At 50.9% G+C, this 23,622-nt stretch carries 23 protein-coding genes; 10 read left to right on the forward strand and 13 right to left on the reverse strand.

The features are described from left to right. Positions 1 to 160: 160 nt before the first annotated feature. The 6 genes from yciT to fabI form a co-directional block, all read right to left on the reverse strand. A complete protein-coding gene (yciT, locus tag OGY04_RS05255; RefSeq protein ID WP_032943602.1) occupies positions 161 to 913 on the reverse strand; it encodes a DNA-binding transcriptional regulator YciT in 753 nt (250 codons plus the stop codon). Between the two features lie 95 nt (positions 914 to 1,008). Next, on the reverse strand, positions 1,009 to 1,191 hold the full coding sequence (locus OGY04_RS05260) for a YciZ family protein (RefSeq protein WP_003833313.1): 183 nt from the start codon (positions 1,189 to 1,191) through the stop codon (positions 1,009 to 1,011). 183 nt (positions 1,192 to 1,374) lie between these two features. Further along, entirely contained in the window at positions 1,375 to 3,366 is a 1,992-nt protein-coding gene (pdeR, locus tag OGY04_RS05265; protein ID WP_008784927.1) for a cyclic di-GMP phosphodiesterase, read from the reverse strand. Positions 3,367 to 3,630: 264 nt separating this feature from the next. Next, positions 3,631 to 5,565, reverse strand: coding sequence for an exoribonuclease II (locus OGY04_RS05270; protein WP_286584895.1), 1,935 nt, complete (start codon positions 5,563 to 5,565; stop codon positions 3,631 to 3,633). 89 nt (positions 5,566 to 5,654) lie between these two features. Continuing rightward, on the reverse strand, positions 5,655 to 6,800 hold the full coding sequence (locus OGY04_RS05275; protein ID WP_286584896.1) for a CMD domain-containing protein: 1,146 nt from the start codon (positions 6,798 to 6,800) through the stop codon (positions 5,655 to 5,657). Positions 6,801 to 7,013: 213 nt separating this feature from the next. Then, positions 7,014 to 7,802: an enoyl-ACP reductase FabI gene (gene fabI / locus OGY04_RS05280; protein ID WP_020996373.1), complete on the reverse strand. Its 789-nt coding sequence runs from the start codon at positions 7,800 to 7,802 to the stop codon at positions 7,014 to 7,016. 442 nt (positions 7,803 to 8,244) lie between these two features. On the opposite strand from fabI, the gene OGY04_RS05285 reads away from it, so the two are divergent. Next, positions 8,245 to 8,937 carry an EAL domain-containing protein gene (locus OGY04_RS05285; protein WP_103285290.1) on the forward strand — a complete coding sequence of 231 codons (693 nt, stop codon included), beginning with the start codon at positions 8,245 to 8,247 and terminating at the stop codon, positions 8,935 to 8,937. A gap of 38 nt (positions 8,938 to 8,975) precedes the next feature. Here the strand turns inward: OGY04_RS05285 and sapF are convergent, their stop codons facing one another. The 5 genes from sapF to sapA are packed head-to-tail and all read right to left on the reverse strand — an operon-like array spanning position 8,976 to position 14,258. Next, complete coding sequence (gene sapF / locus OGY04_RS05290) at positions 8,976 to 9,782, reverse strand: peptide ABC transporter ATP-binding protein SapF (RefSeq protein ID WP_003020558.1); 807 nt, start codon at positions 9,780 to 9,782, stop codon at positions 8,976 to 8,978. Position 9,783: 1 nt separating this feature from the next. Then, positions 9,784 to 10,776, reverse strand: a complete 993-nt coding sequence (sapD, locus tag OGY04_RS05295; RefSeq protein WP_003020556.1) for a peptide ABC transporter ATP-binding protein SapD — start codon at positions 10,774 to 10,776, stop codon at positions 9,784 to 9,786. Further along, positions 10,776 to 11,666 carry a peptide ABC transporter permease SapC gene (gene sapC, locus OGY04_RS05300; RefSeq protein ID WP_003833291.1) on the reverse strand — a complete coding sequence of 297 codons (891 nt, stop codon included), beginning with the start codon at positions 11,664 to 11,666 and terminating at the stop codon, positions 10,776 to 10,778. The genes sapD and sapC overlap by 1 nt, the downstream gene beginning before the upstream one ends. Beyond that, the gene (gene sapB / locus OGY04_RS05305) at positions 11,653 to 12,618 is read right to left on the reverse strand and encodes a peptide ABC transporter permease SapB (protein ID WP_286584900.1); all 966 of its coding nucleotides are present in this window, start codon (positions 12,616 to 12,618) and stop codon (positions 11,653 to 11,655) included. Before sapB ends, sapC begins: the two co-directional genes overlap by 14 nt. Beyond that, positions 12,615 to 14,258: an ABC transporter substrate-binding protein SapA gene (gene sapA, locus OGY04_RS05310; RefSeq protein WP_032943594.1), complete on the reverse strand. Its 1,644-nt coding sequence runs from the start codon at positions 14,256 to 14,258 to the stop codon at positions 12,615 to 12,617. Before sapA ends, sapB begins: the two co-directional genes overlap by 4 nt. Before the next feature lie 534 nt (positions 14,259 to 14,792). Here sapA and OGY04_RS05315 point away from each other — a divergent pair. Continuing rightward, the gene (locus OGY04_RS05315; protein ID WP_003833285.1) at positions 14,793 to 15,245 is read left to right on the forward strand and encodes an SgcJ/EcaC family oxidoreductase; all 453 of its coding nucleotides are present in this window, start codon (positions 14,793 to 14,795) and stop codon (positions 15,243 to 15,245) included. Positions 15,246 to 15,286: 41 nt separating this feature from the next. Here OGY04_RS05315 and OGY04_RS05320 read toward each other — a convergent pair whose 3' ends face one another. Both OGY04_RS05320 and pspF read right to left on the reverse strand, forming a co-directional pair. After that, positions 15,287 to 15,931: a quinolone resistance pentapeptide repeat protein QnrB16 gene (locus OGY04_RS05320; protein WP_063865802.1), complete on the reverse strand. Its 645-nt coding sequence runs from the start codon at positions 15,929 to 15,931 to the stop codon at positions 15,287 to 15,289. Between the two features lie 94 nt (positions 15,932 to 16,025). Further along, positions 16,026 to 17,015, reverse strand: coding sequence for a phage shock protein operon transcriptional activator (gene pspF, locus OGY04_RS05325; protein ID WP_161495982.1), 990 nt, complete (start codon positions 17,013 to 17,015; stop codon positions 16,026 to 16,028). A 155-nt stretch (positions 17,016 to 17,170) separates the two neighbouring features. On the opposite strand from pspF, the gene pspA reads away from it, so the two are divergent. The 8 genes from pspA (at position 17,171) to tyrR (ending at position 23,573) form a co-directional block, all read left to right on the forward strand. Next, positions 17,171 to 17,839 (forward strand): phage shock protein PspA, encoded by a 669-nt coding sequence (pspA, locus tag OGY04_RS05330; RefSeq protein ID WP_003020532.1) that lies wholly within the window; start codon positions 17,171 to 17,173, stop codon positions 17,837 to 17,839. Between the two features lie 54 nt (positions 17,840 to 17,893). Continuing rightward, a complete protein-coding gene (gene pspB, locus OGY04_RS05335; RefSeq protein WP_003020509.1) occupies positions 17,894 to 18,118 on the forward strand; it encodes an envelope stress response membrane protein PspB in 225 nt (74 codons plus the stop codon). Further along, positions 18,118 to 18,477, forward strand: coding sequence for an envelope stress response membrane protein PspC (pspC, locus tag OGY04_RS05340; RefSeq protein WP_003020497.1), 360 nt, complete (start codon positions 18,118 to 18,120; stop codon positions 18,475 to 18,477). Before pspB ends, pspC begins: the two co-directional genes overlap by 1 nt. Before the next feature lie 8 nt (positions 18,478 to 18,485). Next, the gene (gene pspD / locus OGY04_RS05345; RefSeq protein WP_003833267.1) at positions 18,486 to 18,716 is read left to right on the forward strand and encodes a phage shock protein PspD; all 231 of its coding nucleotides are present in this window, start codon (positions 18,486 to 18,488) and stop codon (positions 18,714 to 18,716) included. Between the two features lie 250 nt (positions 18,717 to 18,966). Beyond that, a complete protein-coding gene (pspE, locus tag OGY04_RS05350) occupies positions 18,967 to 19,284 on the forward strand; it encodes a thiosulfate sulfurtransferase PspE (protein ID WP_008784913.1) in 318 nt (105 codons plus the stop codon). A 141-nt stretch (positions 19,285 to 19,425) separates the two neighbouring features. Next, positions 19,426 to 20,823 (forward strand): YcjX family GTP-binding protein, encoded by a 1,398-nt coding sequence (locus tag OGY04_RS05355; RefSeq protein WP_003833262.1) that lies wholly within the window; start codon positions 19,426 to 19,428, stop codon positions 20,821 to 20,823. Beyond that, positions 20,820 to 21,881, forward strand: a complete 1,062-nt coding sequence (locus OGY04_RS05360; protein WP_032943592.1) for a YcjF family protein — start codon at positions 20,820 to 20,822, stop codon at positions 21,879 to 21,881. The genes OGY04_RS05355 and OGY04_RS05360 overlap by 4 nt, the downstream gene beginning before the upstream one ends. 147 nt (positions 21,882 to 22,028) lie before the next feature. Then, on the forward strand, positions 22,029 to 23,573 hold the full coding sequence (gene tyrR / locus OGY04_RS05365; RefSeq protein ID WP_008784910.1) for a transcriptional regulator TyrR: 1,545 nt from the start codon (positions 22,029 to 22,031) through the stop codon (positions 23,571 to 23,573). Positions 23,574 to 23,622 lie beyond the last annotated feature (49 nt).

A 23,622-nucleotide genomic window follows, 5' to 3' on the forward strand; every position in this document is an offset into this window, starting at 1 on the left:
CAAACACTATCCTGAGATTGGAGGTTCGTTCCTGTTATATCGCTAACATTAATTTTACGACTTAATCCTGTTAACGACAGGTAAAAAGTCTTAATTGGACTGTCAGATAACTCTCAGAGAGGAGATGATTTGCCGACTGACAAATCATCTGCTGAAGATTTTATGCGTTCGCATCAATGATATTGACGGTTAATCCTGAATGCTCGAGTTGCATTTGTACGCTGGCGCTGAGTCTGGAATCCGTGACTACGCGGCTGAATCGCTCTAATGGACCCAGCGTGTAAGGGTGAATGGCTTCGAATTTTGAGCTGTCAGTAAGCACAATAACTTCTGCACCTTTTTCCAGCACCGCGTTAACCACATCAGAACGCATCATGTCGCGTCCGGTGAAGCCGGTGTCAGCCTGCCAGCCATCAATGCCGATAAAGGCCTTGCTGAAGTGTACCTGCTGGATAAACTGGCGAGTTAAGGGCCCCACCATGCTTTCGCTTTTTTTCTGATAGATCCCGCCAAGGAGAATCACTTCGCAGGGGGTTTCTTTCAGCAGATGGGCTATATAACTGCTGACGGTAATGATGGTGACATCTTTTTGCTCCGCCAGAGTTCTGGCCAAGAGCGCATTGCTGCTGCCGTTTTCAATGAATACGGACTCGCCAGGGCTTACCAAAGATGCGGCAAATTCGGCCAGTTCACGCTTCAGCGTAAAATTAGTCATCATGCGCGTTTCCACATCATCACTGTTCAATGAAACGGCAAAACCGTGCGCACGGCGTAAATAACTCTGTTTTTCCAGTGTGTTCAGATCCTGTCGAATCGTCACTTCTGAGACACCGGTGATTTTTGCCAGTTCGGCAACGCTCATCTGACCTTTATCAGTCACCATCTGCAAAATAGATTGTTGTCGGGAATTCATAATATTAATTTTATTGCGATATCGTATCGGAAATTAAACGGAAACTGCTTCATACGCAGTTTGCTTATAGCAGCGACATTAAAGGGTTAATGTCATCAGATCTCCCAGGGAGCCTTGTGCTTTTTGGGCAAAGACTCGGCATCTTCTTTGGCCGTGTCTAGCAGCTCAGCCTTCAGAATTTCGAGATTGTGGATGGCTGAGTGGTAATCACCTGCAACGAGGATATCCAGCACGGTATCAATGCGTTCGGCCAGACGCTGAGCGTCGATATCAGACATGGTTATCATCCTAATAGCAATAGAGTTTGAATTTCATGATGCAGAATTTCATGGCAAAAGAGAAGGGAAAAATAGTATTAACTATCAATGATAGAAGAATATTATATATTCTGTGATTACATGCAGATAGGATCGTTACGTAATGTCCATTTATGGCTATTAATGACGTTTGATCCCACAGCATTAGCGCGTTTTTTTATTCAGATGTCGTCGATACCAACGTTCAAATGCAGCCGCTGGCATTGGTTTGGCAAACAAAAAACCCTGACGCTCGTTGACACCATTTTTGGTTAAAAACGCATCCTCTTTCGCGCTTTCAACACCTTCGGCGATGACCTGCAGATTGAGTGCCTGTGCGACCGCAACAATGGCACGTACCAGCGACTGCGAAATAGGTTGTTTGTGTACATCCCTGACAAAGGTCTGATCCAGTTTAATTGCATCAAGCGGGAAGCGGGCCAGTTGAGACAGTGACGAATATCCAGTACCAAAATCATCCAAATGGATTTGCGCCCCCAACTGGCTAAACTGCTGAATGACGGACAGTGCCAACTGCTCATTTTCAATCAAACTGCTTTCCGTTAACTCGACATCAATGGGGCAATATTCAAAGTCGAGTTCATGAAGCACCTGTTTGAGATCGGTAAATAGCGTCTGATCGGCGAGCTGGCGGGCAGAAACGTTTACCGCCACGCGCAGATTGATTCCCTTGGCGCGCCATTTTGCGACCTGACGCACAACGTCCAGAATAACCCAGCGACCCAGCGGAACAATAAGCCCTGATTCTTCGGCGTAGGAGATAAATTCCAGTGGTGGAATGAGGCCGCGTTCCGGAGACTGCCAGCGTACCAGCGCCTCCAGGCTGCGCACTTCGCCTCGCCAGGTTATCTTTGGCTGATAATGGATAACCAGTTGATCGTTTTCCAGCGCCTTGCGCAGGTTAGTATCCAGCCACAGGTATTCAAATACCCGCTGATTCATTTCCGGAGAGAAAACACAAAACTGTCCGCGGCCGCCTTCTTTCGCGGTGTACATGGCCGTATCGGCGTTACGAATGACGCTCTCGCAGTCCTGACCATGCTGTGGAGCGAGGGAAATACCAATAGAGCAGCCTGTATAGACTTCAATCAGGCCAATGCGAAAGGGTTGACGCAGGCGTGTCAGAATGCGTGATGCGGTAGCTTCCAGAGTGCTCTGGGACGTTTCGGTGGCAAGGACGATAAATTCATCACCGCCAAACCGAGCCAATAGCTGGTTATCGTCAAGACAACTGAGAATTGCCAGCGACACGCTCTGCAACAGCTGATCGCCAAACATATGCCCGTAGGCATCGTTCACCTTTTTGAAGTTATCCAGATCGAGATATACAATCCCAACCTGAGTATCACCTGCGTTCTCAATCGCATCGCTTATCAGCTCATGAATGGCGTTGCGGTTCGGTAATCCGGTGATGGAGTCGGTATTAGCCAACATCCGCAGGCGTTCCTGCGCGCGGCGTTCTTCAGTGATATCGGTGCCGGAACAGATCAGAAATATTTCGTTCTTGCCGCTACCGTTATGTACAAACTTATTGCGAAAAAGAAACAGGCGCTGACCTTTGCAGGTCTTCACCCAACGTTCGACCTCATACGAGTTGCCTTCGCGAAAAAAGACCTCGATGTTGCGTCTGGAGGCTGCGGCTTCACGTCGACTCATAAACAGTGTGAATACGCTTTGGCCAATAACTTCACGTTCTCTGAGTCCGGTGTACTCTTCGCACAGACGGTTAAAACGCTGAATGTTGCCCATGCGGTCAAGAATGACAATAACGGAATTGGCTTCTGAAACCACCTGTTCGGCAAAAGAGAGGCCTTGAGCCAGGTCGCGTGCGACGGAAGGGGTGTCATCCCAGGCTGATGCGCTGCCGGCCCATTCGCGCTTATTGATTTTCCGCCCGACCAAATGTACCGGAATATCGTCATCTTCAATGGGTAACGTCATCAACAGGCTTGACGTAATTACCGTCATCTCGCGAATGCGGTCGGCCTGCTCGGGTGATAATTCGATGGTCTGCTCAGCGTCTGCTGTTTCGTCAATAGAGAAATGCAGGATGTTGCAATCCTCTGACAAACGCCAGTAGGGGTTATGAGTGCCCACATAGCTATACAACGTAACCAGCTCCCGGACGTCTTTCATGATGTGTACTATCCCGTTTAAAGCGCATAAAGCCTCAAAAGTAAGGGTAGCCATGATTCATTCAGGGTGATTATGGCTGAACGTATTGTTTTATTTATATATTTATATGTAATCCAGAATCCATAAAAAGCAAAGCCAGCGGAACTGAAAAATAGTAAAAAAAATTTTTGACTGGATAAGAGAAGTGTAGTGTGTGGTTGAAATATGGTCGGTAAAAAAGAAAACGACCTTTCAAAAAAGAGAAAGGTCGTTGGATTTGTCAGTTTACGCTGCTGGACGCGCGATAACGCTACGGGTTTCCATGCGAACTTCGGCGATAGTTACGTCAATCACATCAGTGACTTTGTAAACCACTTCACCTTTGATTTGTACGGTACCACTTTCCTGGCTGCAGACCAGTTCGTCACGCACGGCGTGCAGGAAGGGGGCAGGAATAAAGGCAACAGCGCCATTATCAACCAAACGTACGCGCATGCCGCCGCGGCTGACGTCGATGATCTCGGCCGCAAAGCGGGTGTCGGTTCCGGCTTTATCACTCAGGAAACGGGCGTATAGCCAGTCACCCACGTCACGCTCAGCCATCCGGTTCAGGCGACGACGTTCTGCCATCTGCACGGTGGTATCATCCTGAGGTCGGGCGACGGTTTCGCCTTTGATGACGGCCTTAAGCAGACGATGGTTGATCATATCGCCGTACTTACGGATTGGGGAAGTCCAGGTGGCATATGCCTCCAGACCCAACCCAAAGTGTGGACCTGGCTCAATACTAATTTCAGCGTAAGACTGGAAGCGGCGAATTCGGCTGTCGAGGAAACCGGAAGGCTGTGCATCCAGTTCGCGGCGCAGTTTGCAGAAACCTTCCAGTGTCAGTACTTCTTCGGCATCGACGTGCATACCGTGGGTTTTCAGCAGCGCGGCCAGAGCGTCGGCGTTGGCCGGGTCGAATCCCATATGGACGTTATAAATACCGAAGCCCAGTTTGTCGCGAAGCACACGGGCGGCGCAAATATTTGCCGCAATCATGGATTCTTCCACGATACGGTTTGCGATGCGGCGTGGCTCAGCGACGATGTCCAGTACTTCACCTTTTTCACCGAGAACGAAACGGTAATCCGGGCGATCTTTAAAGACCAGCGCGTGGTTATGACGCCACTCTCCTCGGCTCAGGCAAATACGATGCAGCAGACGGATTTGTTCCGCAATCGCGTCGTTTTCTGGTTGCCACTCGCCAGTACCTTCCAGCCAGTCGGAAACATTGTCATAGGCCAGCTTCGCTTTAGACTCGATGGTTGCGGCGAAGAAGGTGATGTTGTCTTCAAGCGTGCCATCGGCGGTAATGCTCATCCGACAAGCTAAAACCGGGCGCACTTCGTTCGCGCGCAGAGAGCAGAGATCGTCAGACAATTCACGTGGTAACATCGGGATATTGAACCCCGGTAAATAATTGGTGAACGCGCGAATTTTAGCCGTTTTATCCAGCTTGCTGCCTTCTGCAATCCAGGCTGTTGGGTCGGCAATGGCGACGGTTAATTGTAGCGTGCCGTCAGCTTGTTCTTCAGCATACAGCGCATCGTCCATATCTTCGGTGCTGGCGCTGTCGATGGTGACGAAATTGAGGGCGGTTAAATCTTCACGAACCAGGCCTTCGTCCAGCATTTCGGTTGCTACACCGTCTGGTGCTTCTTTTTCCAGATTATGGCGTGCCAGTGTGACCCACCACGGGACAAAGTGGTCATCAGCAAAAGTGATAAATTGGGTTAACTCGGCGTAGAAGGTGCGATCGCCTTTCAGCGGATGACGGCGCATTTCTGCAACAGCCCAGTCGCCTTCTTTAAATTCATGTTCAACGCCGCGGGCTGCACGACAAGGAATAGCATCTTTCAGTAACGGATGATCCGGCACAATGGACAGACGGTCATTTTTGCCCTGAACTTTACCCACGAAGCGCGTCAGGAAGGGTTCGATCAGTTCTTCCGGCTCAGCAGACTCACGGTCTTTTTCTGTATGGATAACCGCAACAATACGGTCGCCATGCATCACTTTTTTCATCTGCGGCGGTGGAATGAAATAGCTTTTTTGTGCATCGACTTCCAGGAAGCCAAAGCCTTTTTCCGTGGCTTTTACCACCCCTTCAGCACGTGGCGTCTGGGAATGTAGTTGCTGTTTAAGCTGCGCTAGCAGCGGGTTGTCCTGAAGCATAATTGTCTATTTTCGTGGCTAAAAGAGCGGCTGACAGTTTTACGCGATTCTGCCAGTTGCAGCAAGCGCTCTTTCAGTAAGTGGATCGGTTAATCAGTGTCGCCCAGCGCGATTTTCAAGCGATTCAACCATCCGCACAATCCACTCCAGGCTAGCAGGTTAATGGCCTGCTCTGAAGAGATTCCCTGATCGAACAAAGGCGTTAACAGTGCGGTGCTAAAGCGGTCGGGCGCCCGGGTCAGCCATTGTACCGCCTGTAGGGTGACGCGCTCAACCGGATGTCGTTGTTCCCACCGTTGTAATTCACGTTCATCCTGACGAAGAACGGTAATGGCCTCGGTTAATTCATGAGCTGAATACGCATGTTCATTAAAACAGGCCACGCTACCATTAATCCGCGAAGTCATCAGCGCCGCCAATGAAAATGCCTGTACCGGTATCCCGCTACGTTGCGTGCTGGAAATGAGCGCCCCGAGTAAATCCAAAATGACGGGGGAATGTATCAGTAATGGCAGTAACGCTTGCAGTTCCTCGGGGTAACGTCTGTCTATCGACTCATCATGATTAAGATGTTTTTCTATTGGGAATGGCGCAGCACGCCAGGTAGCGTTTGCTGCACTAAATGGCGAGGCGTGAGCGAATTGTTGTATATCGAGACCCGGAATTCGGCGCACCGGATGTCCACACCAGGCCTGAAACAGGGCCACGATACGGGCCTGAAAACCGACGAATCCGATAATTTGATTCATCAGAATGCTATCGCTGGTGGTTAGCCCGACAGCATCCAGATGCTGGCGATCGCGCGCGCCTATCACGGCAGGAGAGCTGGCAAGTTGACGAGCATATTGGGTGATTTGCGCCAGTCGATGGTTACTTTCCCGCGAGGAGTCCGGCCCAGGAAGCGGTGTTAGACGCGCGGCATAGTGATTACATAATCGCTGGACGCCATATACCTGAGCGACGGTTAACGCCGTACTCATCCGTTCATAGGCGCTGAATGTGTGCATCTGACTCAGGTTTACGTGGATCGGGAAGAGGATCTGTGCAAGTTTACGGGCAGGGATTAACCAGGATTGAAAAGGTAAAAGGGCGTCATCAGATATCGCCAGATCCAGTAAAAAGCAGTCGTCGACATGAGCGGCTTCCGGCACCAGCGGCAGAACATCTTGTGGATACATGCTGGATTGCGTCTCATGATACCAGTGGCTTTTGCCTTCAATTCGGCGTTGTTCCATGGGCGGTCCTTGGTCTAAAAAGTGGCGACCCGGACACGTCGTCATACCACTACGCCGGATCGTTTGCGCTGCAATATCCTGACGTAAGCAGAAGAGGGGATGAAAGATTGTTACGTGATAATAAATATCAGAAAAGCATATATGGGACAGGGTAGAGGGGAATTAAAAACGAGCATCATGGGCGACAGTGGGCCGCCCAGAAAGATTGGAAGATTATTTCAGTTCTAGTTCATTCATTGCAGCGATGCTGAAACCACCGTCAACGTGTACGACTTCACCAGAGATACCGGCAGAAAGATCGGAACACAGGAATGCCGCAGAGTTGCCCACATCTTCAATGGTAACAGTGCGGCGAATCGGCGTAACAGCTTCGCAATGGGCCAGCATTTTACGGAAATCTTTGATACCGGAAGCGGCGAGGGTGCGGATTGGACCTGCGGAAATTGCGTTTACGCGTACGCCTTCAGGCCCCATTGCGTTAGCCATATAACGGACGTTTGCTTCCAATGAGGCTTTCGCCAGGCCCATCACGTTATAGTTAGGGATTGCACGCTCTGCGCCCAGATAGGACAACGTCAATAGCGCAGAGCCAGGGTTTAGCATAGAACGACATGCTTTTGCCATCGCCACAAAGCTATAAGCGCTAATGTCATGCGCAATTTTAAATCCTTCGCGGGTAACTGCATTCACATAATCACCATCCAGTTGGTCAGCAGGTGCGAAGCCGATGGAGTGTACGAAACCGTCGAATTTCGGCCAGGCTTTGCTCAGTTCAGCAAACATGGCGTCAATGCTGGCATCTTCAGCTACATCACACTGCAAAACAATGTTGGAGCCTAATTGCGCTGCAAATTCTTCCACACGACCTTTCAGCTTGTCGTTCTGGTAGGTGAACGCCAGTTCGGCACCTTCACGATGCATCGCCTGAGCGATTCCCCATGCGATAGACAATTTACTGGCAAGGCCTGTCACCAGAATGCGCTTACCTGATAAAAAACCCATGGCTTTAATCCTTTTGGTTAACACTTATCTTTTATCAATCAATGAGTTATGATTGACGCATCAAACACACTCGAAATTGGCCTGAAATTATATCCCACGCTTTTTCCCTGGAGAATGGTTATCCGCCTCACGTGACCTGTCACGTTATTACATGTGAGGAGTATATCATCCCCCTCCGCTTATGCTTCGTTCAGGCATCTAACGTCGGTGAATCAGAGAAAATACGAGGTTTCAAAGGCATTGAAATGGTATTATTTCATTGCTAGCTGATGTTAATAAACATAGCAAGGTAGGAACTTTCTTAAAACATAAAACATGACAATATTCAGCTTGTTATGATATATTGTTTTTATCGATCAATATCGATTCATTGATCGATATTATTGATTGATTGTGATTAGAAGTGCATTATCAGGATGTTATGATCAATTGGAGTGGTCTTATGCACTATCATTTCATCGCGGAACCGATGAGAGACACAACAGATAAATTACTGGGTGTAGAGATTAACGCCCGGTTTACTTCAGATACGGTTCACCCGTTGCATCCAGATTTCATCATTTCAGCGTGGGATAGCGAACAAAAGCGTAATTTCCTGCTCGAGCAAATTCGACTAATTGCCGAAAAGCGTGACTGGTTTGAGCGCAACAGCCTTATTTGCACCCTGAACCTCATTGACGAAATGGCACTGCTGGCGATTGGTGATCCAGCCATCAAGTCGGCCTTACATGCTCTACCATTTATTGCACTGGAACTTTCAGAACGTTTTCTGTCGAATACCGTGTGCCTGAATAATCTGCTGATTAATTCACTTCGCGACGGCCCAAACGCATTGTGGTTGGGCGATCTTGGCTCCGGCAGCGTAGGGGCCAGTCCGCTGGTTTGCGGTCATTTTGACGTTGTGAAACTGGATCGCGGTTTCTTCCTGGAACAGGTAGAAAAACCGATGTTCCCGGTGCTGATCAAAAATATCAGGGAATATTGCGACCGTGTTGTGGTGAAGGGAGTAGAAACAGTACGACTTATTGACGAGGCCAGTACCGCAGGTGTCTGGGCAATGCAAGGTGGTGCCCTTTACCCGTCAGTCGCGTTTACCGAAGTTGATACGCTGCTCTTACCCACGTTGTGTCACTGATGACAGATTGCCCCCCGGTTGAGGAGGGCAGCCGTTTGCTAACGATCTTTTCGCCAGGCATCAGCGGTGAGCGCTTCGCCGAAATGACCTGCAATCAGGCGGCGGGTAAGCTCATGAAGCGGGGACGCCAGAACATCCGCTGTACTGCCGCGTTCTACCACTTCGCCCTGATGCATGACTAATACCTGATCGCTGATGTGCTTCATCATGCCAATATGTTGGGTCACATAGATATACGAAATCCCCTGTTTTTCCTGCAATTCCAGCATCAGATTGATGAGCTGTGAACGCATCGACATGTCCAGAGAGGCCAGGGCTTCGTCGGCGATAATGACTTTGGGGCGTAAAATGAGCGCACGGGCAAGGCCCAGACGCTGTTTTTGCCCTGGGGCCAACATATGTGGGTAATAGCTTACGTGATCGGGCAGCAGCCCGACCATGCGCATGGTCTCCACGATCTGTTTACGACGCTGCTCAGGCTCGAGGTCGGTATTCAGACGTAGCGGAAAATCGAGGATCTGCGAGATACGTTGCCGCGGATTAAGCGATGTTGACGGATCCTGGAAAATCATACGGATCCGCTGACTACGAAATGAATAATCGCCATATTTTAACGGATGATCGTCAATCAGCAGCTCACCGCTGGTGGGTTCAATCATACCCGCCAACATTTTTGCCAGCGTAGATTTCCCCGAACCGTTTTCACCAATGACGGCGAGCGTCTGACGTTCACGCAGGGTGAAACTCAGGGGCTTAACGGCCTCAACGGTCTGGCGGCGAAATAAACCTGTCCGGTAGCGAAAGGTTTTGCTCAGATTACGAACTTCGAGCAGGGTTTCTACCATCTCACTCTCTCTCCATGTTCAGCGGGAAATGACAGGCGTAGAGATGATTCTTTGCTCCGGTCAGTCTTGGGGTTTCAATACATTCGCGTTGTGCATAAGGGCAGCGTGGCCCCAGACGACAGCCGATGGGTAATTGTTCCAGCAATGGAATAGCTCCTGGCATGGTATTCAGGCGGCTTTTGTGCGGCATTGCGCTACCAAAATCAGGAATAGCGCGAATCAACGCTTGAGTGTAAGGATGATGAGGAATGGTCACCAAATCTTTACTTGGCGCGGTTTCGACCGTTTGCCCGCAGTACATCACGTTGATTTTGTCAGCCCACTGGCTGAGCATTTGCAGGTCATGGCTTATCAACAAAATGGTGGTATTGCTGTTTTGATTCAGACGGGTTAGCAGACGGAAAATTTGCGCCTGGGTGGTTGGCTCCATCGCGTTCGTTGGTTCATCGGCAATCAGCAAACGCGGCTGATTCGCTAATGCGATAGCGATCATGACCTTCTGGCATTCGCCATCGGTCAGCTCATATGGAAAGCTGCGCATGGCGTCTTTATGGTCTTTTATCCCGACGCGGTGCAAGAGTTCAATCGCACGGCGTTTGCGCCAACCGATGCGCTGCCACCAGCGACCTTTGTAGGTCCATGCCGGAATATTTTGCATCAGTTGACGTCCGATACGCTCGGACGGATCGAGACATGACTGCGGCTCCTGAAAGATCATGGAGACGTTATGACCGACCAGTTTGCGTCGTTCACGCGCCGAAAGGCGTAGCAGATCGATATCATCAAAACGCATACGGTCTGCGGTTACGCGCCAGTTATCTTTAGCAACCCCGCAAATGGCCTTAGCGATCAGACTTTTGCCTGATCCAGATTCACCGACCAGCCCGCGGATTTCACCCTCATTCAAGGTCATGCTGACACGATCAACAGCCTTAACCCAGTCGTCACCGGTTCTGAATTCAATGGTCAGGTTGCGGATATCCAGTAATGGCATTACTCCACCCCCGCAATAATTGCGCGGCGCACGCCGTCACCCAGTAGGTTAACCAGCAACACGCTTATCATAATTGCCGCGCCTGGCAGCATCACCGTCCACGGTGCGACATAAATCAGCTCCAGCGCGTCGCCGAGCATGGCTCCCCATTCCGGGGACGGCAGCTGTGCGCCAAGGTCGAGAAAACCCAGCGCGGCGATATCCAGAATCGCCATCGACAGTGCGCGGGTGATTTCAGTAATAAGGCCAGCGGTAATATTGGGCAGAACGGCGAACCACAGAATATTCAGTGTGGTTGCACCGTCCAGGCGAGCGGCAATGACGTACTCTTTCTCCAGCTCGTCATGCACCATGCTGTAAACGGAGCGCACCATGCGCGGCAGCAGCGCCAGCCAGACGGCAAACATGGCGTGTGTCAGATGCGGCCCGGCAAAGGCCACCACAATAATCGCCAGCAGCAGAGAAGGGATCGACAGCAGGGTGTCCAGAATGTGGTTCAGCACCGCAGAGCGCAAGCCGTGCGTCGCACCGGCAACTACACCCAATACCAGACCACACAGCGTGGCGGCAAGAGTAACGACAAACGCGCCGCCAACGGTCGGGGCCGCACCGCTGAGCAGACGACTTAAAACGTCACGTCCCAGATCGTCAGTCCCGAGGAAGAATGAGACTTCGCCATAGCGCGACCATGACGGCGGTAAAAGCTGATAGCCGAGAAATTGCTGATCGATGCCGTAAGGGGCAAACCAACCACCAAAAATACACAGAATAGCCAGTCCCGCACAGCCGTACAGGCCGATCATCGCAGTCGCATCGCCATAGAAATTGCGCCATGCGGTGCGCAACGTACCTGGCGGGCGTTTTTCGCTGTAGACGCTATCGTAAGGCATACCATTCCTTATGTTTCAGAGGGTTAGCCATAGCACCCAAAATATCAGAGATGACGTTAACGATAATAACCAGTGAGCCAATCACCATCACGCCCGCTGAAATCGCCGCGTAATCCTGCTGGCGAATCGCGTTAATCAGCCAACGACCAAGACCTGGCCAGCTAAAGACCATCTCGGTGATCATCGCCAATGTCAGCATGGTGGAAAACTGTAAGCCCAGACGCGGGATCACCGGCGGAAGGGCATTGTGCAGGACGTGACGACGCAGAATCGTTAATCGTGACAGACCGCGCGTGGCCGCCGCTTTGACGTAGTTCTGGTCAAAGACCTCAATGGTGCTGATACGCATCAGGCGGATAACTTCTGTGGTGGGCGCAACGGAGAGCGTCAGCACCGGGAGCACCATATGACGGATAGCGCTGACCAGCATTTCATCGCGCCAGGGCGAGTCGGAGATCCACGCATCAATAATGGCAAAACCGGTAACAGGTTTCACCTCGTAGAGAAGATCAAAACGCCCGGAAACGGGTAACCAGCCGAGGGTCAGTGAGAAGAGCAATGTCAGCAGCAGCGCCAGCCAAAAAACGGGGATAGAAAACCCCATCAGAGCCAATGCGCTGATGCAGCGGTCCTGCCATTTGTTCCGCGTGATACCGGCCAGCATACCAACGGGGATCCCAACCATTAGTGAAAAACCAAAGGCAAGAATGCACAGCTCCATTGTGGCCGGGAACACCTCTTTCAGCTGCTCTGAGATCAACTGACCGTTGATACTGGATACGCCGAAATCCCAGTGAATGAGACCATTGAACCAGAATACCCATGCGTTCCACAGCGATGCACCCTGTAACGGCGCATGAGGCGTGAAGTAGCTCAGGCTGAAGCCAATAAAGGTCAGGAAGAACAGGGTTACCAGTAGCAATAAAAATCGACGCAAGGTGAAGATAATCATGGTTTTTTCACCTCATCTTTCTTTTCCCTGGACACGCCGGCAAAAGAGGCATTACCGAATGGACTGAGCACCAACCCTTTGATGTCGTAGCGGTAAGCCTGTAGACGCAGTGAAGAGGCCAGTGGCAGGATCGGTAACTCTTGGGCAAGAATATTTTGCGCTTCGTCATAGGCATCAATTCGCGATGAAAGCTGCTGCGAAGAGAGAGCCTTGCGCAGAATGCTGTCAAACTGCGGATTACACCAGTGGGCAAAGTTGGTCTGTGAATTGATGGCGGCACAGCTGAGCAACGGCCGGAAAAAACTGTCAGGATCGTTACTGTCCGTCGCCCAGCCGGATAACGTCAGATCATGGTTCATATCCATTAATCTCGCCTCCTGAAAACGACCTTCTACCGGGATGATCTTCACTTTCACACCCACCTGAGCCATATCTGCCTGAATCAGCTCGGCGGTTTTCAGCGGACTGGGGTTCCAGGCCTGAGAGCTGGTAGGGACCCAAAGTTGTAACGTCAGATTCTCCAGCCCCAGCGCTTTTAGCTGCTCGCGCGATTTTGCCGGGTTGTATTCTGTAATTTTAGCTTCGTTATCATAAGCCCACGAGGCGCGAGGCAAAATAGATGCCGCGGTTTCTGCCGTCCCGTAGTAGATAGACTGCATTAAGCGCTGGTTGTTGATCGCTAGCGCCAGCGCATGCCGCACGGCAGGGTTATTCAACGGCGGTTTATTGGTGTTGAACGCCAGATAGGCAATGTTCATCCCCGGGCGCAGCGTCAGACGCAGGCGAGGGTCATCACGCAATATGCTGAGCTGGCTGGCGGCAGGCCAGGCAAGGACGTCGCACTCGCCAGTGAGTAATTTAGATAATCGTCCGGTTCCACCAGAGCCGAGATCCACTACGACCTGCGGCATCAGGGGGGTACCACGCCAGAATTTTTCATGTCGCTGCAACCGAATATATTGGCCGGCACGATTCTCCGAAAGCTGGTACGGGCCTGTGCCGACGGGTTGTCTGTCGAGCAACTCCTGGCGATCCTGTTTTGCCAGATTAGCGGCATATTCCGCCGACATTACGGAGGCATAGTGTGTGGCAAGGTGCCACATAAAGGAGGCATCCGGTTGCGTTAAGCGGAATTCAACGGTGTTGTTGTCCAGTTTGCGCACGCTTTGGACGTTATCGGCAAACTGCAGGCTGTCGAAGTAGGGGAAACTGCTGCCGTTCACATTGTGCCACGGATGGTGGCGATCAAAGATGCGCTGGAAGGTAAACACCACATCGTCTGCATTTAGTTTGCGGGTGGGGGTGAACCAGGCAGTCTTCTGAAACTGAACGTCACGACGCAGATGGAAGCGGTAGGTTGCGCCGTTATCCAGCACCTCCCAGCTTTCAGCCAGCTCAGGCACCAGCCGATAGGTGTAAGGATCTACATCAAGCAGTCGGTCATACAATTGGGCCGCTAACGTGTCGACGATGAGACCGCTGCTCGTTTTTTGTGGGTTGAACGTATTGACTTGCCCGCTGACGCAATAGACAAACCCACTGTCACGGATATCAGCGTGCGGAGCTTGCTCAGGCGCAGCAGCAGCCTGACCACTCAGAAATCCAGCCATCACGATCAGAGATGATAAAACCAGGCGCATAATTTTAATGGATTATATAAAGAGGCTATCTTACTAATACTTAATGACATTTGCCATTACCGTTTGTTTTTGGGAGTAACAGGCTCGATAAGCTCGAGTTCAACACCGCGACATGGTCAAAATTCATACCTGCTATCCACTTTGAATCTACTCTGTTAACTATCTTAGCATTTTCATGGCCCATCTGACTTGCTATAAACGTGGGGGCGTACCTGTCGTTGTTTACTGATTGATATCAGTGTGTGCTCGGAAGATGGAGTATGGCATCGATAACGAAGTGTGGAGCGAGCATTTAGAGTGTCACTATCAATGCTGAACTATAATCATTCAGGAAGTAGTACACGTTATGTGAGTTGTAATAGCTAAAGTATCTATAATTATTTCAATATGTTAATTCCATTTTTTCTTCATGGCATCTTAATCTTCTCACCCATTTATGGTGATGATTTCCATTGGTTATTAAATGCATTTTGGCTTTGATCCTGGTTATGAACGGTTTTCTGTTGCCATATAACTTCTAATGGAATGAATTGTATGAATAAATTACTGAGCCTTGTTGTTTCACTTGCCCTATTGCCTGGAGCCGTTTTTGCAGCGTCGACTCCAGACTGTGTGAAGGTGAATAAAGCGCAAATCGAAGCGCTATTTGATAAGTGGAACGAGTCATTGAAAACAGGTAACGCGCAGACGGTATCTGAAAATTATCTTAGCGATGCGGTATTGCTGCCTACTGTATCCAATAAAGCGCGTTTAACAGACGCTGAACGTGTTGATTATTTCGAGCATTTTCTTGCGAAAAAGCCGACAGGGAAAATTGACATGCGTACCATTCGCCTGGGGTGTAATAAGGCGATAGACACCGGTACCTACACATTTACCTTCGCGGACAAATCAACGGTTTCAGCCCGCTACACATTCACTTATGCATGGGACGGTAAAGAGTGGAAAATTTCCACACACCACTCTTCAGCGATGCCTGAGGGGTAAAAAACAGTGCAGGGGGCGGAATATTCACCGCTCCCTGAAGACTAGCCAATAATCGCGATGCCAAGACGTTCCATGAGCAACGATGCCTGGTAGTTGTCCAACTTAACGCCTTGTAAATCAACCCCCCGAATATCTAAGTCACCCAACTCCGAATTGGTCAGATCGCAATGTGTGAAGTTTGCTGCTCGCCAGTCGAAAGTCGAAAACTCACCGCCGGAGAGATCTGAACCACTGAACGTCGCGCCCAGTACCTGGGTACCCATCCAACGGTTTTCCCACAGCTCACACTTTTCCAGCACGACTTTCGAAAAATTGGCGTAGCTTAGATTTGTGTTAGTGATATATGCACTACAAAACCAGGTGCGAGTAGTGATCATATTCATAAAGCTTGCGCCGCGGAAATCTGCGCCTTGCGCACGACAGTGGCGAATTTCAATGCCAAGCGCACTGGCATTGCGAAAATCCGCCATGGATAAATCACAGCTTTTAAAAATGGCATCTTTCAGCATCGCACGACTAAAATTGCACCCTTTCTGGCTTTCACGATCATAGAACTGACAGCCGATAAATTCAGTGCCGCTCAGGTCGGCACCTGAAAAATCACAGTTAAAAAATGTACTATTTTCAATTTTCTCACCGGTGAAACGGTTTCTGTCAATTTTTTCGCCAACGAGTGCCAGAGCCATATTTGTACCTGTTTTTTTATACAGTAATGGCGTCATGGTAAACCCTGATGAGGTTATGCGTCAAATCCGCCAATATGACATCTGCAAATGTGCGTTAAATCTGGTGTTTTTTCAGCAAAGCGCGAAGCTGATGGTAAGTCAGACCCAGTAATTCAGCGGCTTTTTTCTGGTTAAATTTTGCCTGCTGTAAGCTGGTTTGTAGAAAGTCTTTCTCTTGCTGCTGCTGGAATTCACGCAGATCCAGCGGTAAACCTACAGACATCGGTTTAGTTTCCGGCGCCTGCGGCTGAGTAGTGTGGCGGCGGAAGGGGTCAATGATTATCTCATCCAGCGGGTAATCACTGGTTCCATGCCGGTAAACGGATCGCTCCACGACGTTTTTCAGTTCACGAATATTGCCCGGCCAACGGTAGTGGAGGAGAGTTTCTCTGGCCTCGGCACTAAAACCCGGAAACAGAGGTAATCCGATCTCGCGGCACATCTGAATGGCAAAATGTTCGGCCATTAACATAATGTCACTTTGACGCTCGCGTAACGGTGGGAGTTGCACCACGTCAAAGGCCAGGCGATCCAGCAGGTCCGCGCGGAAAGTGCCTTCGCTGACCATGCGAGGTAAGTCGGCATTGGTCGCACAAACAAGTCGTACGTTAACTTGCAACGGCTGGCTGCCACCAACGCGCTCCAGCTCGCCATATTCAATAACCCGCAGTAATTTTTCCTGTACCAACATCGGGGCGGTTGCCAGTTCATCGAGAAACAGCGTACCGCCGTCGGCGCGTTCGAAACGTCCTGGATGGCGTTTTTGCGCGCCGGTAAAGGCACCCGCTTCGTGACCAAACAGTTCGGAATCAAGCAAATTTTCGTTTAGAGCCGCGCAGTTAAGCGAAATAAACGGGCCTTGCCAGCGGGTGGAGAGGTAGTGCAGGCGGTTGGCAATAAGTTCTTTCCCGGTCCCGCGCTCACCTATAACCAGTACAGGTTTATCCAGCGGTGCCAGATGAGAAACCTGCTCCAGCACTTCAATAAAGCTGTTCGCTTCACCCAGAAGATTATCTTTGTATCCAGCCATGATGAAATTCACCATTTGTTAGTGTTATTCACCAATTTACGCTAATTAGCCTGGCAGGTAAAATTATATTATTACAATAAAATCAATTATATAAAAAGTTGGCACGCCAAGTGCATTACGAAAACAGCAGGGCATAGCCCGATATCAGAACAGTAAGTGAGGATTACATTATGGGTATTTTTTCTCGTTTTGCCGACATCGTGAACGCCAACATTAATGCGTTGCTGGAAAAGGCTGAAGATCCGCAGAAACTGGTGCGGTTGATGATCCAGGAAATGGAAGACACGCTGGTTGAGGTACGTTCTAACTCAGCGCGTGCGCTGGCAGAAAAGAAACAATTATCTCGCCGTATCGAACAGGCCAGTGCCCAACAGGCAGAGTGGCAGGAAAAAGCAGAACTTGCGCTGCGTAAAGAGAAAGAAGATTTGGCGCGTTCTGCGTTAATTGAAAAGCAGAAACTGACCGATTTAATTGCCTCTCTGGAGCATGAGGTGACGCTGGTTGACGATACGCTGGCGCGTATGAAAAAAGAGATCGGTGAGCTGGAAAATAAACTCAGTGAAACCCGTGCTCGTCAGCAGGCGTTGATGCTGCGTCATCAGGCAGCGAGTTCTTCGCGTGATGTTCGTCGTCAACTGGACAGCGGTAAACTCGATGAAGCGATGGCGCGCTTTGAATCTTTCGAGCGTCGTATCGATCAGATGGAAGCCGAGGCTGAAAGCCATAACTTCGGTAAACAGAAGTCTCTGGATCAGCAATTTGCTGACCTGAAAGCAGATGATGAAATCAGCGAGCAGCTGGCGCAACTTAAAGCCAAAATGCAGCAAGACAAGCAATAATAACATCTGGCGGCGCCCGAACGCGCCGCCGCTCATCACCTGTAAGGAGTACTCATGAGCGCGCTATTTCTGGCTATCCCGTTAACCATCTTTGTGTTGTTCGTTTTACCGATTTGGCTCTGGCTGCATTACAGCAACCGTTCCAGCCGTGGCGAACTGTCGCAAAGTGAACAGCAACGCCTGGTTGAACTCAACGATGACGCACAGCGGATGCGCGAGCGCATTCAGGCGCTGGAAGACATTCTTGATGCTGAACATCCAAACTGGAGGGACCGCTAATGGGAGGCGTTAACCTGAACAAAAAACTGTGGCGTATTCCGCAGCAGGGCATGGTGAAGGGGGTTTGCGCTGGGATTGCGCATTATCTCGATGTGCCTGTGAAGCTGGTACGGATCCTGGTGGTGTTGTCAGTCTTTTTTGGCCTGGCCTTTTTCACCTTCGTTGCCTACATCGTGCTGACCTTTGTGTTGGACCCGATGCCGGACAATGTGGTTTCCGGCGAGCAGCAGCCATCAAGCGGTGAGCTGTTGGATGCCGTCGATCGCGAGCTGGCTGCTAGTGAAAAGCGTTTACGTGAAATGGAACGTTATGTGACGTCCGATACTTTTTCCTTACGTAGTCGCTTCCGTCAATTGTGAGGACAGAAATGAACAATCGCTGGCAACGTGCCGGGCAAAGGGTTAAGCCGGGCTTTAAAATAGCAGGTAAGCTGGTGCTTCTGACCGCGCTGCGCTACGGCCCGGCGGGTGTAGCAGGGTGGGCGGTGAAGTCCGTCGCCCGACGCCCGCTAAAAATGCTGCTGGCGTTGGTTCTGGAACCGGTGTTGAGTCGGGCTGCGGCAAAATTGTCGAAACGCTATTCAGGTAATCAACCCTGATATTTGAATCAGCAAAAGCAAGCAACAATTAATCAACATTCCCTCAGTTAATTTGCGGCAGCTTACAAATATAATTTGGGGGCTGTCAGAATTCTTTTGGGTCGTTACCACGGGTATTGAGGGTGAACTAAAAAATCTATTTCGCAGGGCATTAATACCCAGGTTTTATATCAGGAAGTCGGTCAGCAATATTTTCTTAAGAACTGGCGTATAGTGTAGAGGTAAATCCAACTATCGTCAGGAAGATATTATGTTGAAAAAAGGTGTATTAGCGTTGGCTCTGGTCATCGGCATGCCGGTTTACGCAGCCGAACACTGGATCGATGTTCGCGTTCCTGAACAGTACCAACAGCAGCATATTCAGGGGGCCGTCAATATTCCGTTAAAAGAGATGAAGGCACGTATTGCAGCTGAAGTTCCTGATAAGAACGACACTGTGAAGCTGTACTGCAACTCCGGGCGTCAATCGGGACAAGCGAAGGATATGTTGACTGAAATGGGCTATACGCAGGTGACGAATGAAGGTGGCATCAACCAGATCTCGCTTCCTAAAGTAGAGAATAAATAAGCCGTACGCAGTTCTTCTGCTCCTGGCGGTAAGAATAATGCCGCCAGGTACCGCCCAGGTAGTTGATAAGTAAGAATTGACCCCTATCATTACTTCCTGTTTGTTATAATTTCTTCGGTTCCTCAGCAAAACGGGATGGCGATGAAGCGACTTAAAAATGAACTCAATTCGCTGGTTAATCGCGGCGTAGACCGGCATTTACGCCTGGCTGTCACCGGACTTAGCCGCAGCGGTAAGACGGCGTTTATCACTGCGATGGTAAACCAGTTACTCAATATTCATGCCGGTGCGCGTCTGCCGTTGCTCAGCTGCGTGCGCGAAGAGCGTTTGCTCGGCGTAAAACGGGTTCCTCAACGCGATTTTGGCATTCCGCGCTTTACCTATGATGAGGGACTGGCGCAACTGTACGGCTCTCCGCCAACCTGGCCGACCCCTACGCGCGGCGTGAGTGAAATACGTCTGGCGCTGCGCTATAAATCCAATGACTCTTTACTGCGCCACTTTAAAGACACCTCCACGCTGTACCTGGAGATCGTCGATTATCCGGGGGAGTGGCTGCTCGATTTACCGATGCTTGCCCAGGATTATCTGAGCTGGTCGCGGCAAATGACCGGATTATTGCAGGGGCAGCGGGGCGAATGGTCGGCAAAATGGCGGCAGTTATGCCAGGGGCTGGATCCGTTGGCGCCTGCTGATGAAAACCGTCTGGCGGAAATTGCTGCCGCCTGGACGGAGTATCTGCATCAGTGTAAACAGCAGGGCCTGCATTTTATTCAACCGGGCCGTTTTGTCCTGCCCGGGGATATGGCGGGCGCGCCTGCGCTGCAATTCTTCCCGTGGCCGGATGTCGATGCCTGGGGGGAATCAAAGCTGGCGCAGGCTGACAAACACACCAACGCGGGCATGTTGCGCGAAAGATTCAATTATTACTGCGAAAAGGTCGTCAAAGGGTTTTATAAGAATCACTTCCTGCGCTTTGACCGCCAGATTGTGCTGGTCGATTGCCTGCAGCCGCTCAACAGCGGGCCACAGGCGTTCAACGACATGCGCCTGGCGCTTACCCAGTTGATGCAAAGCTTCCATTACGGGCAGCGTACGCTGTTTCGTCGGCTATTTTCTCCGGTGATCGACAAGCTGCTGTTTGCCGCCACCAAAGCCGACCACGTCACGGTCGATCAGCACGCCAATATGGTGTCGTTATTGCAGCAACTGATCCAGGACGCATGGCAAAACGCGGCGTTCGAAGGTATCAGCATGGATTGTCTGGGGCTGGCATCGGTGCAGGCAACCACCAGCGGCTTGATCGACGTGAAAGGTGAAAAGATCCCGGCGCTGCGTGGTAATCGTCTGAGCGATGGCGAACCGCTAACCGTTTATCCGGGGGAAGTGCCCGCGCGACTGCCAGGACAGGCGTTCTGGGACAGCCAGGGCTTTCAGTTTGAGGCGTTTCGCCCGCAGGTTATGGATGTCGATAAACCCTTACCGCATATCCGCCTTGATGCCGCGCTGGAGTTTTTAATAGGAGATAAATTGCGATGAGCGAGCCGTTAAAACCGCGTATCGATTTCTCAGGTCCGCTGGACGTGGAACAAAACACGGCGTTTAAAGCGCAGCAAATGTTCAATGAGACGGAGGCGCAGACTTTTTCTCCAGCGAAAGTGGATGAACCCCTGGAAGACGAAGGTCAGGCGGAGGCCGTCATTGATGCGGCCTTACGCCCCAAACGCAGTCTGTGGCGCAAGATGGTGATGGGCGGGCTGGCGCTGTTTGGCGTAAGCGTTGTTGCTCAGGGTGTGCAGTGGACCATGAACGCCTGGCAGACTCAGGACTGGGTCGCGCTGGGAGGATGTGCCGCAGGCGCATTGATTATCGGCGCAGGTGTCGGATCGGTGGCGACCGAGTGGCGCAGATTGTGGCGATTGCGTCAGCGCGCGCACGAACGTGATGAAGCGCGAGACTTGCTCCACAGCCATGGAACCGGAAAAGGTCGTGCATTTTGTGAAAAACTGGCGCAGCAGGCTGGTATCGATCAGTCGCATCCGGCTCTACAGCGTTGGTATGCCTCAATTCATGAAACGCAGAACGATCGCGAAGTGGTCAGCCTGTATGCCCATCTTGTGCAGCCGGTACTGGATGCGCAAGCCCGGCGTGAGATCAGTCGTTCAGCGGCAGAGTCCACGCTGATGATTGCAGTCAGTCCGTTGGCGCTGGTGGATATGGCGTTTATCGCCTGGCGAAATCTGCGGCTGATTAATCGCATTGCATCGCTGTATGGCATTGAACTTGGTTATTACAGCCGTCTGCGCTTGTTCCGCCTGGTGCTGCTGAATATCGCTTTTGCCGGGGCCAGTGAGCTGGTGCGGGAAGTAGGGATGGACTGGATGTCGCAGGATTTAGCCGCCCGCTTATCAACGCGTGCCGCACAGGGCATTGGCGCGGGGTTATTAACGGCGCGTCTGGGCATTAAAGCTATGGAACTTTGCCGACCGCTGCCGTGGATCGATGATGATAAGCCACGACTGGGCGATTTTCGCCGTCAACTGATTGGTCAGGTGAAAGAGACGTTACAAAAGAACAAATCTCCGCGCGAAAGTTAGCTATAAAACAGGCGCCGATCGTATAACTTTACGCCCCGGCGCCTAATTTTCCAGCGCGCTGTCAATATTTGTTGACAGAGTTCTTCCTGCAAACCAAATACTGTCTTATCATTTAACACATAATCCCTTGTCCAGGTGAAGGTTCCTATGCGTTTGGAAGTCTTTTGTGAAGACCGTCTTGGTCTGACCCGCGAATTGCTCGATTTACTGGTGCTGAGAAGCATTGATTTACGCGGTATCGAGATTGACCCCATCGGGCGAATTTACCTTAATTTTGCGGAGCTGGAGTTCACCAACTTCAGCAGTCTGATGGCTGAAATCCGCCGTATTTCAGGGGTTACGGATGTGCGTACCGTACCCTGGATGCCTTCCGAACGTGAACATCTGGCGCTGAGTGCTCTGCTTGAAGCGTTGCCAGAACCGGTCCTTTCTCTTGATATGAAAAGCAAAGTTGAGATGGCGAACCCTGCGAGCTGTCAACTTTTTGCGCACACCCAGGAGCGGATGCGCAACCATACCGCAGCCCAGTTAATCAATGGGTTTAACTTCCAGCGCTGGCTGGAAAGCAATCCGCAGGATTCCCATAGCGAACATGTCGTGATTAACGGGCAGAATTTCCTGATGGAAATTACGCCTGTCCATTTGCAGGGCGAAAATCAGGAGCAGATGCTGACCGGCGCGGTGGTGATGTTGCGCTCCACCATTCGAATGGGACGTCAGTTGCAAAATATGACTACGCAGGATCTCAGCGCGTTTAGCCAGATTATTGCCGTCAGCGCCAAAATGAAACACGTGGTGGAACAGGCGCGCAAGCTGGCGACGCTGAGCGCGCCGCTGCTGATTACTGGTAATACCGGCACCGGCAAAGATCTCTTTGCTCACGCCTGCCATCTGGCAAGCCCACGTGCGTCGAAACCGTATCTGGCGCTGAACTGCGCGTCAATCCCTGAAGATGCGGTTGAAAGCGAGCTGTTTGGCCATGCGCCGGAAGGTAAAAAAGGGTTCTTTGAGCAGGCGAATGGCGGTTCGGTTCTGTTAGATGAAATTGGCGAAATGTCGCCGCGTATGCAGACCAAATTGCTGCGTTTTCTCAATGACGGTACGTTCCGTCGCGTGGGAGAAGATCACGAAGTTCATGTTGATGTCCGTGTGATTTGCGCGACGCAAAAGAACCTTGTGGAGCTGGTGCAGAAAGGACTTTTCCGTGAAGACCTCTATTATCGTCTGAATGTACTGACGTTAAACCTGCCGCCGCTGCGCGATTGCCCACAAGATATTATGCCGCTCACCGAACTGTTCGTGGCGCGTTTTGCCGATGAGCAGGGCGTGCCGCGTCCGAAGCTGTCCGCCGATCTCAGCACGGTGTTAACCCGTTACGGTTGGCCGGGCAACGTGCGTCAGCTTAAAAACGCTATCTACCGGGCGTTGACCCAGCTTGAAGGCTATGAGCTACGGCCGCAGGATATTTTACTGCCGGATTATGATGCGGCAACGGTTGCGGTCGGAGAAGAGGTGATGGAAGGGTCGCTGGATGAAATTACCAGCCGCTTTGAACGCTCCGTGCTGACGCAGCTGTATATGAATTATCCCAGCACGCGCAAGCTGGCCAAGCGCCTCGGCGTTTCGCATACCGCGATTGCCAATAAATTGCGCGAGTACGGCCTGAGCCAACAGAAAAAAAGCGAAGAGTAATGCCGTAAATGAAAATGCCTCCATCCGGAGGCATTTTTGTATGCAAACG

Origin of the sequence: Citrobacter sp. Cpo091 (assembly GCF_030332645.1) — a bacterium.
GTDB classification, from domain to species: Bacteria; Pseudomonadota; Gammaproteobacteria; order Enterobacterales; family Enterobacteriaceae; genus Citrobacter; species Citrobacter portucalensis.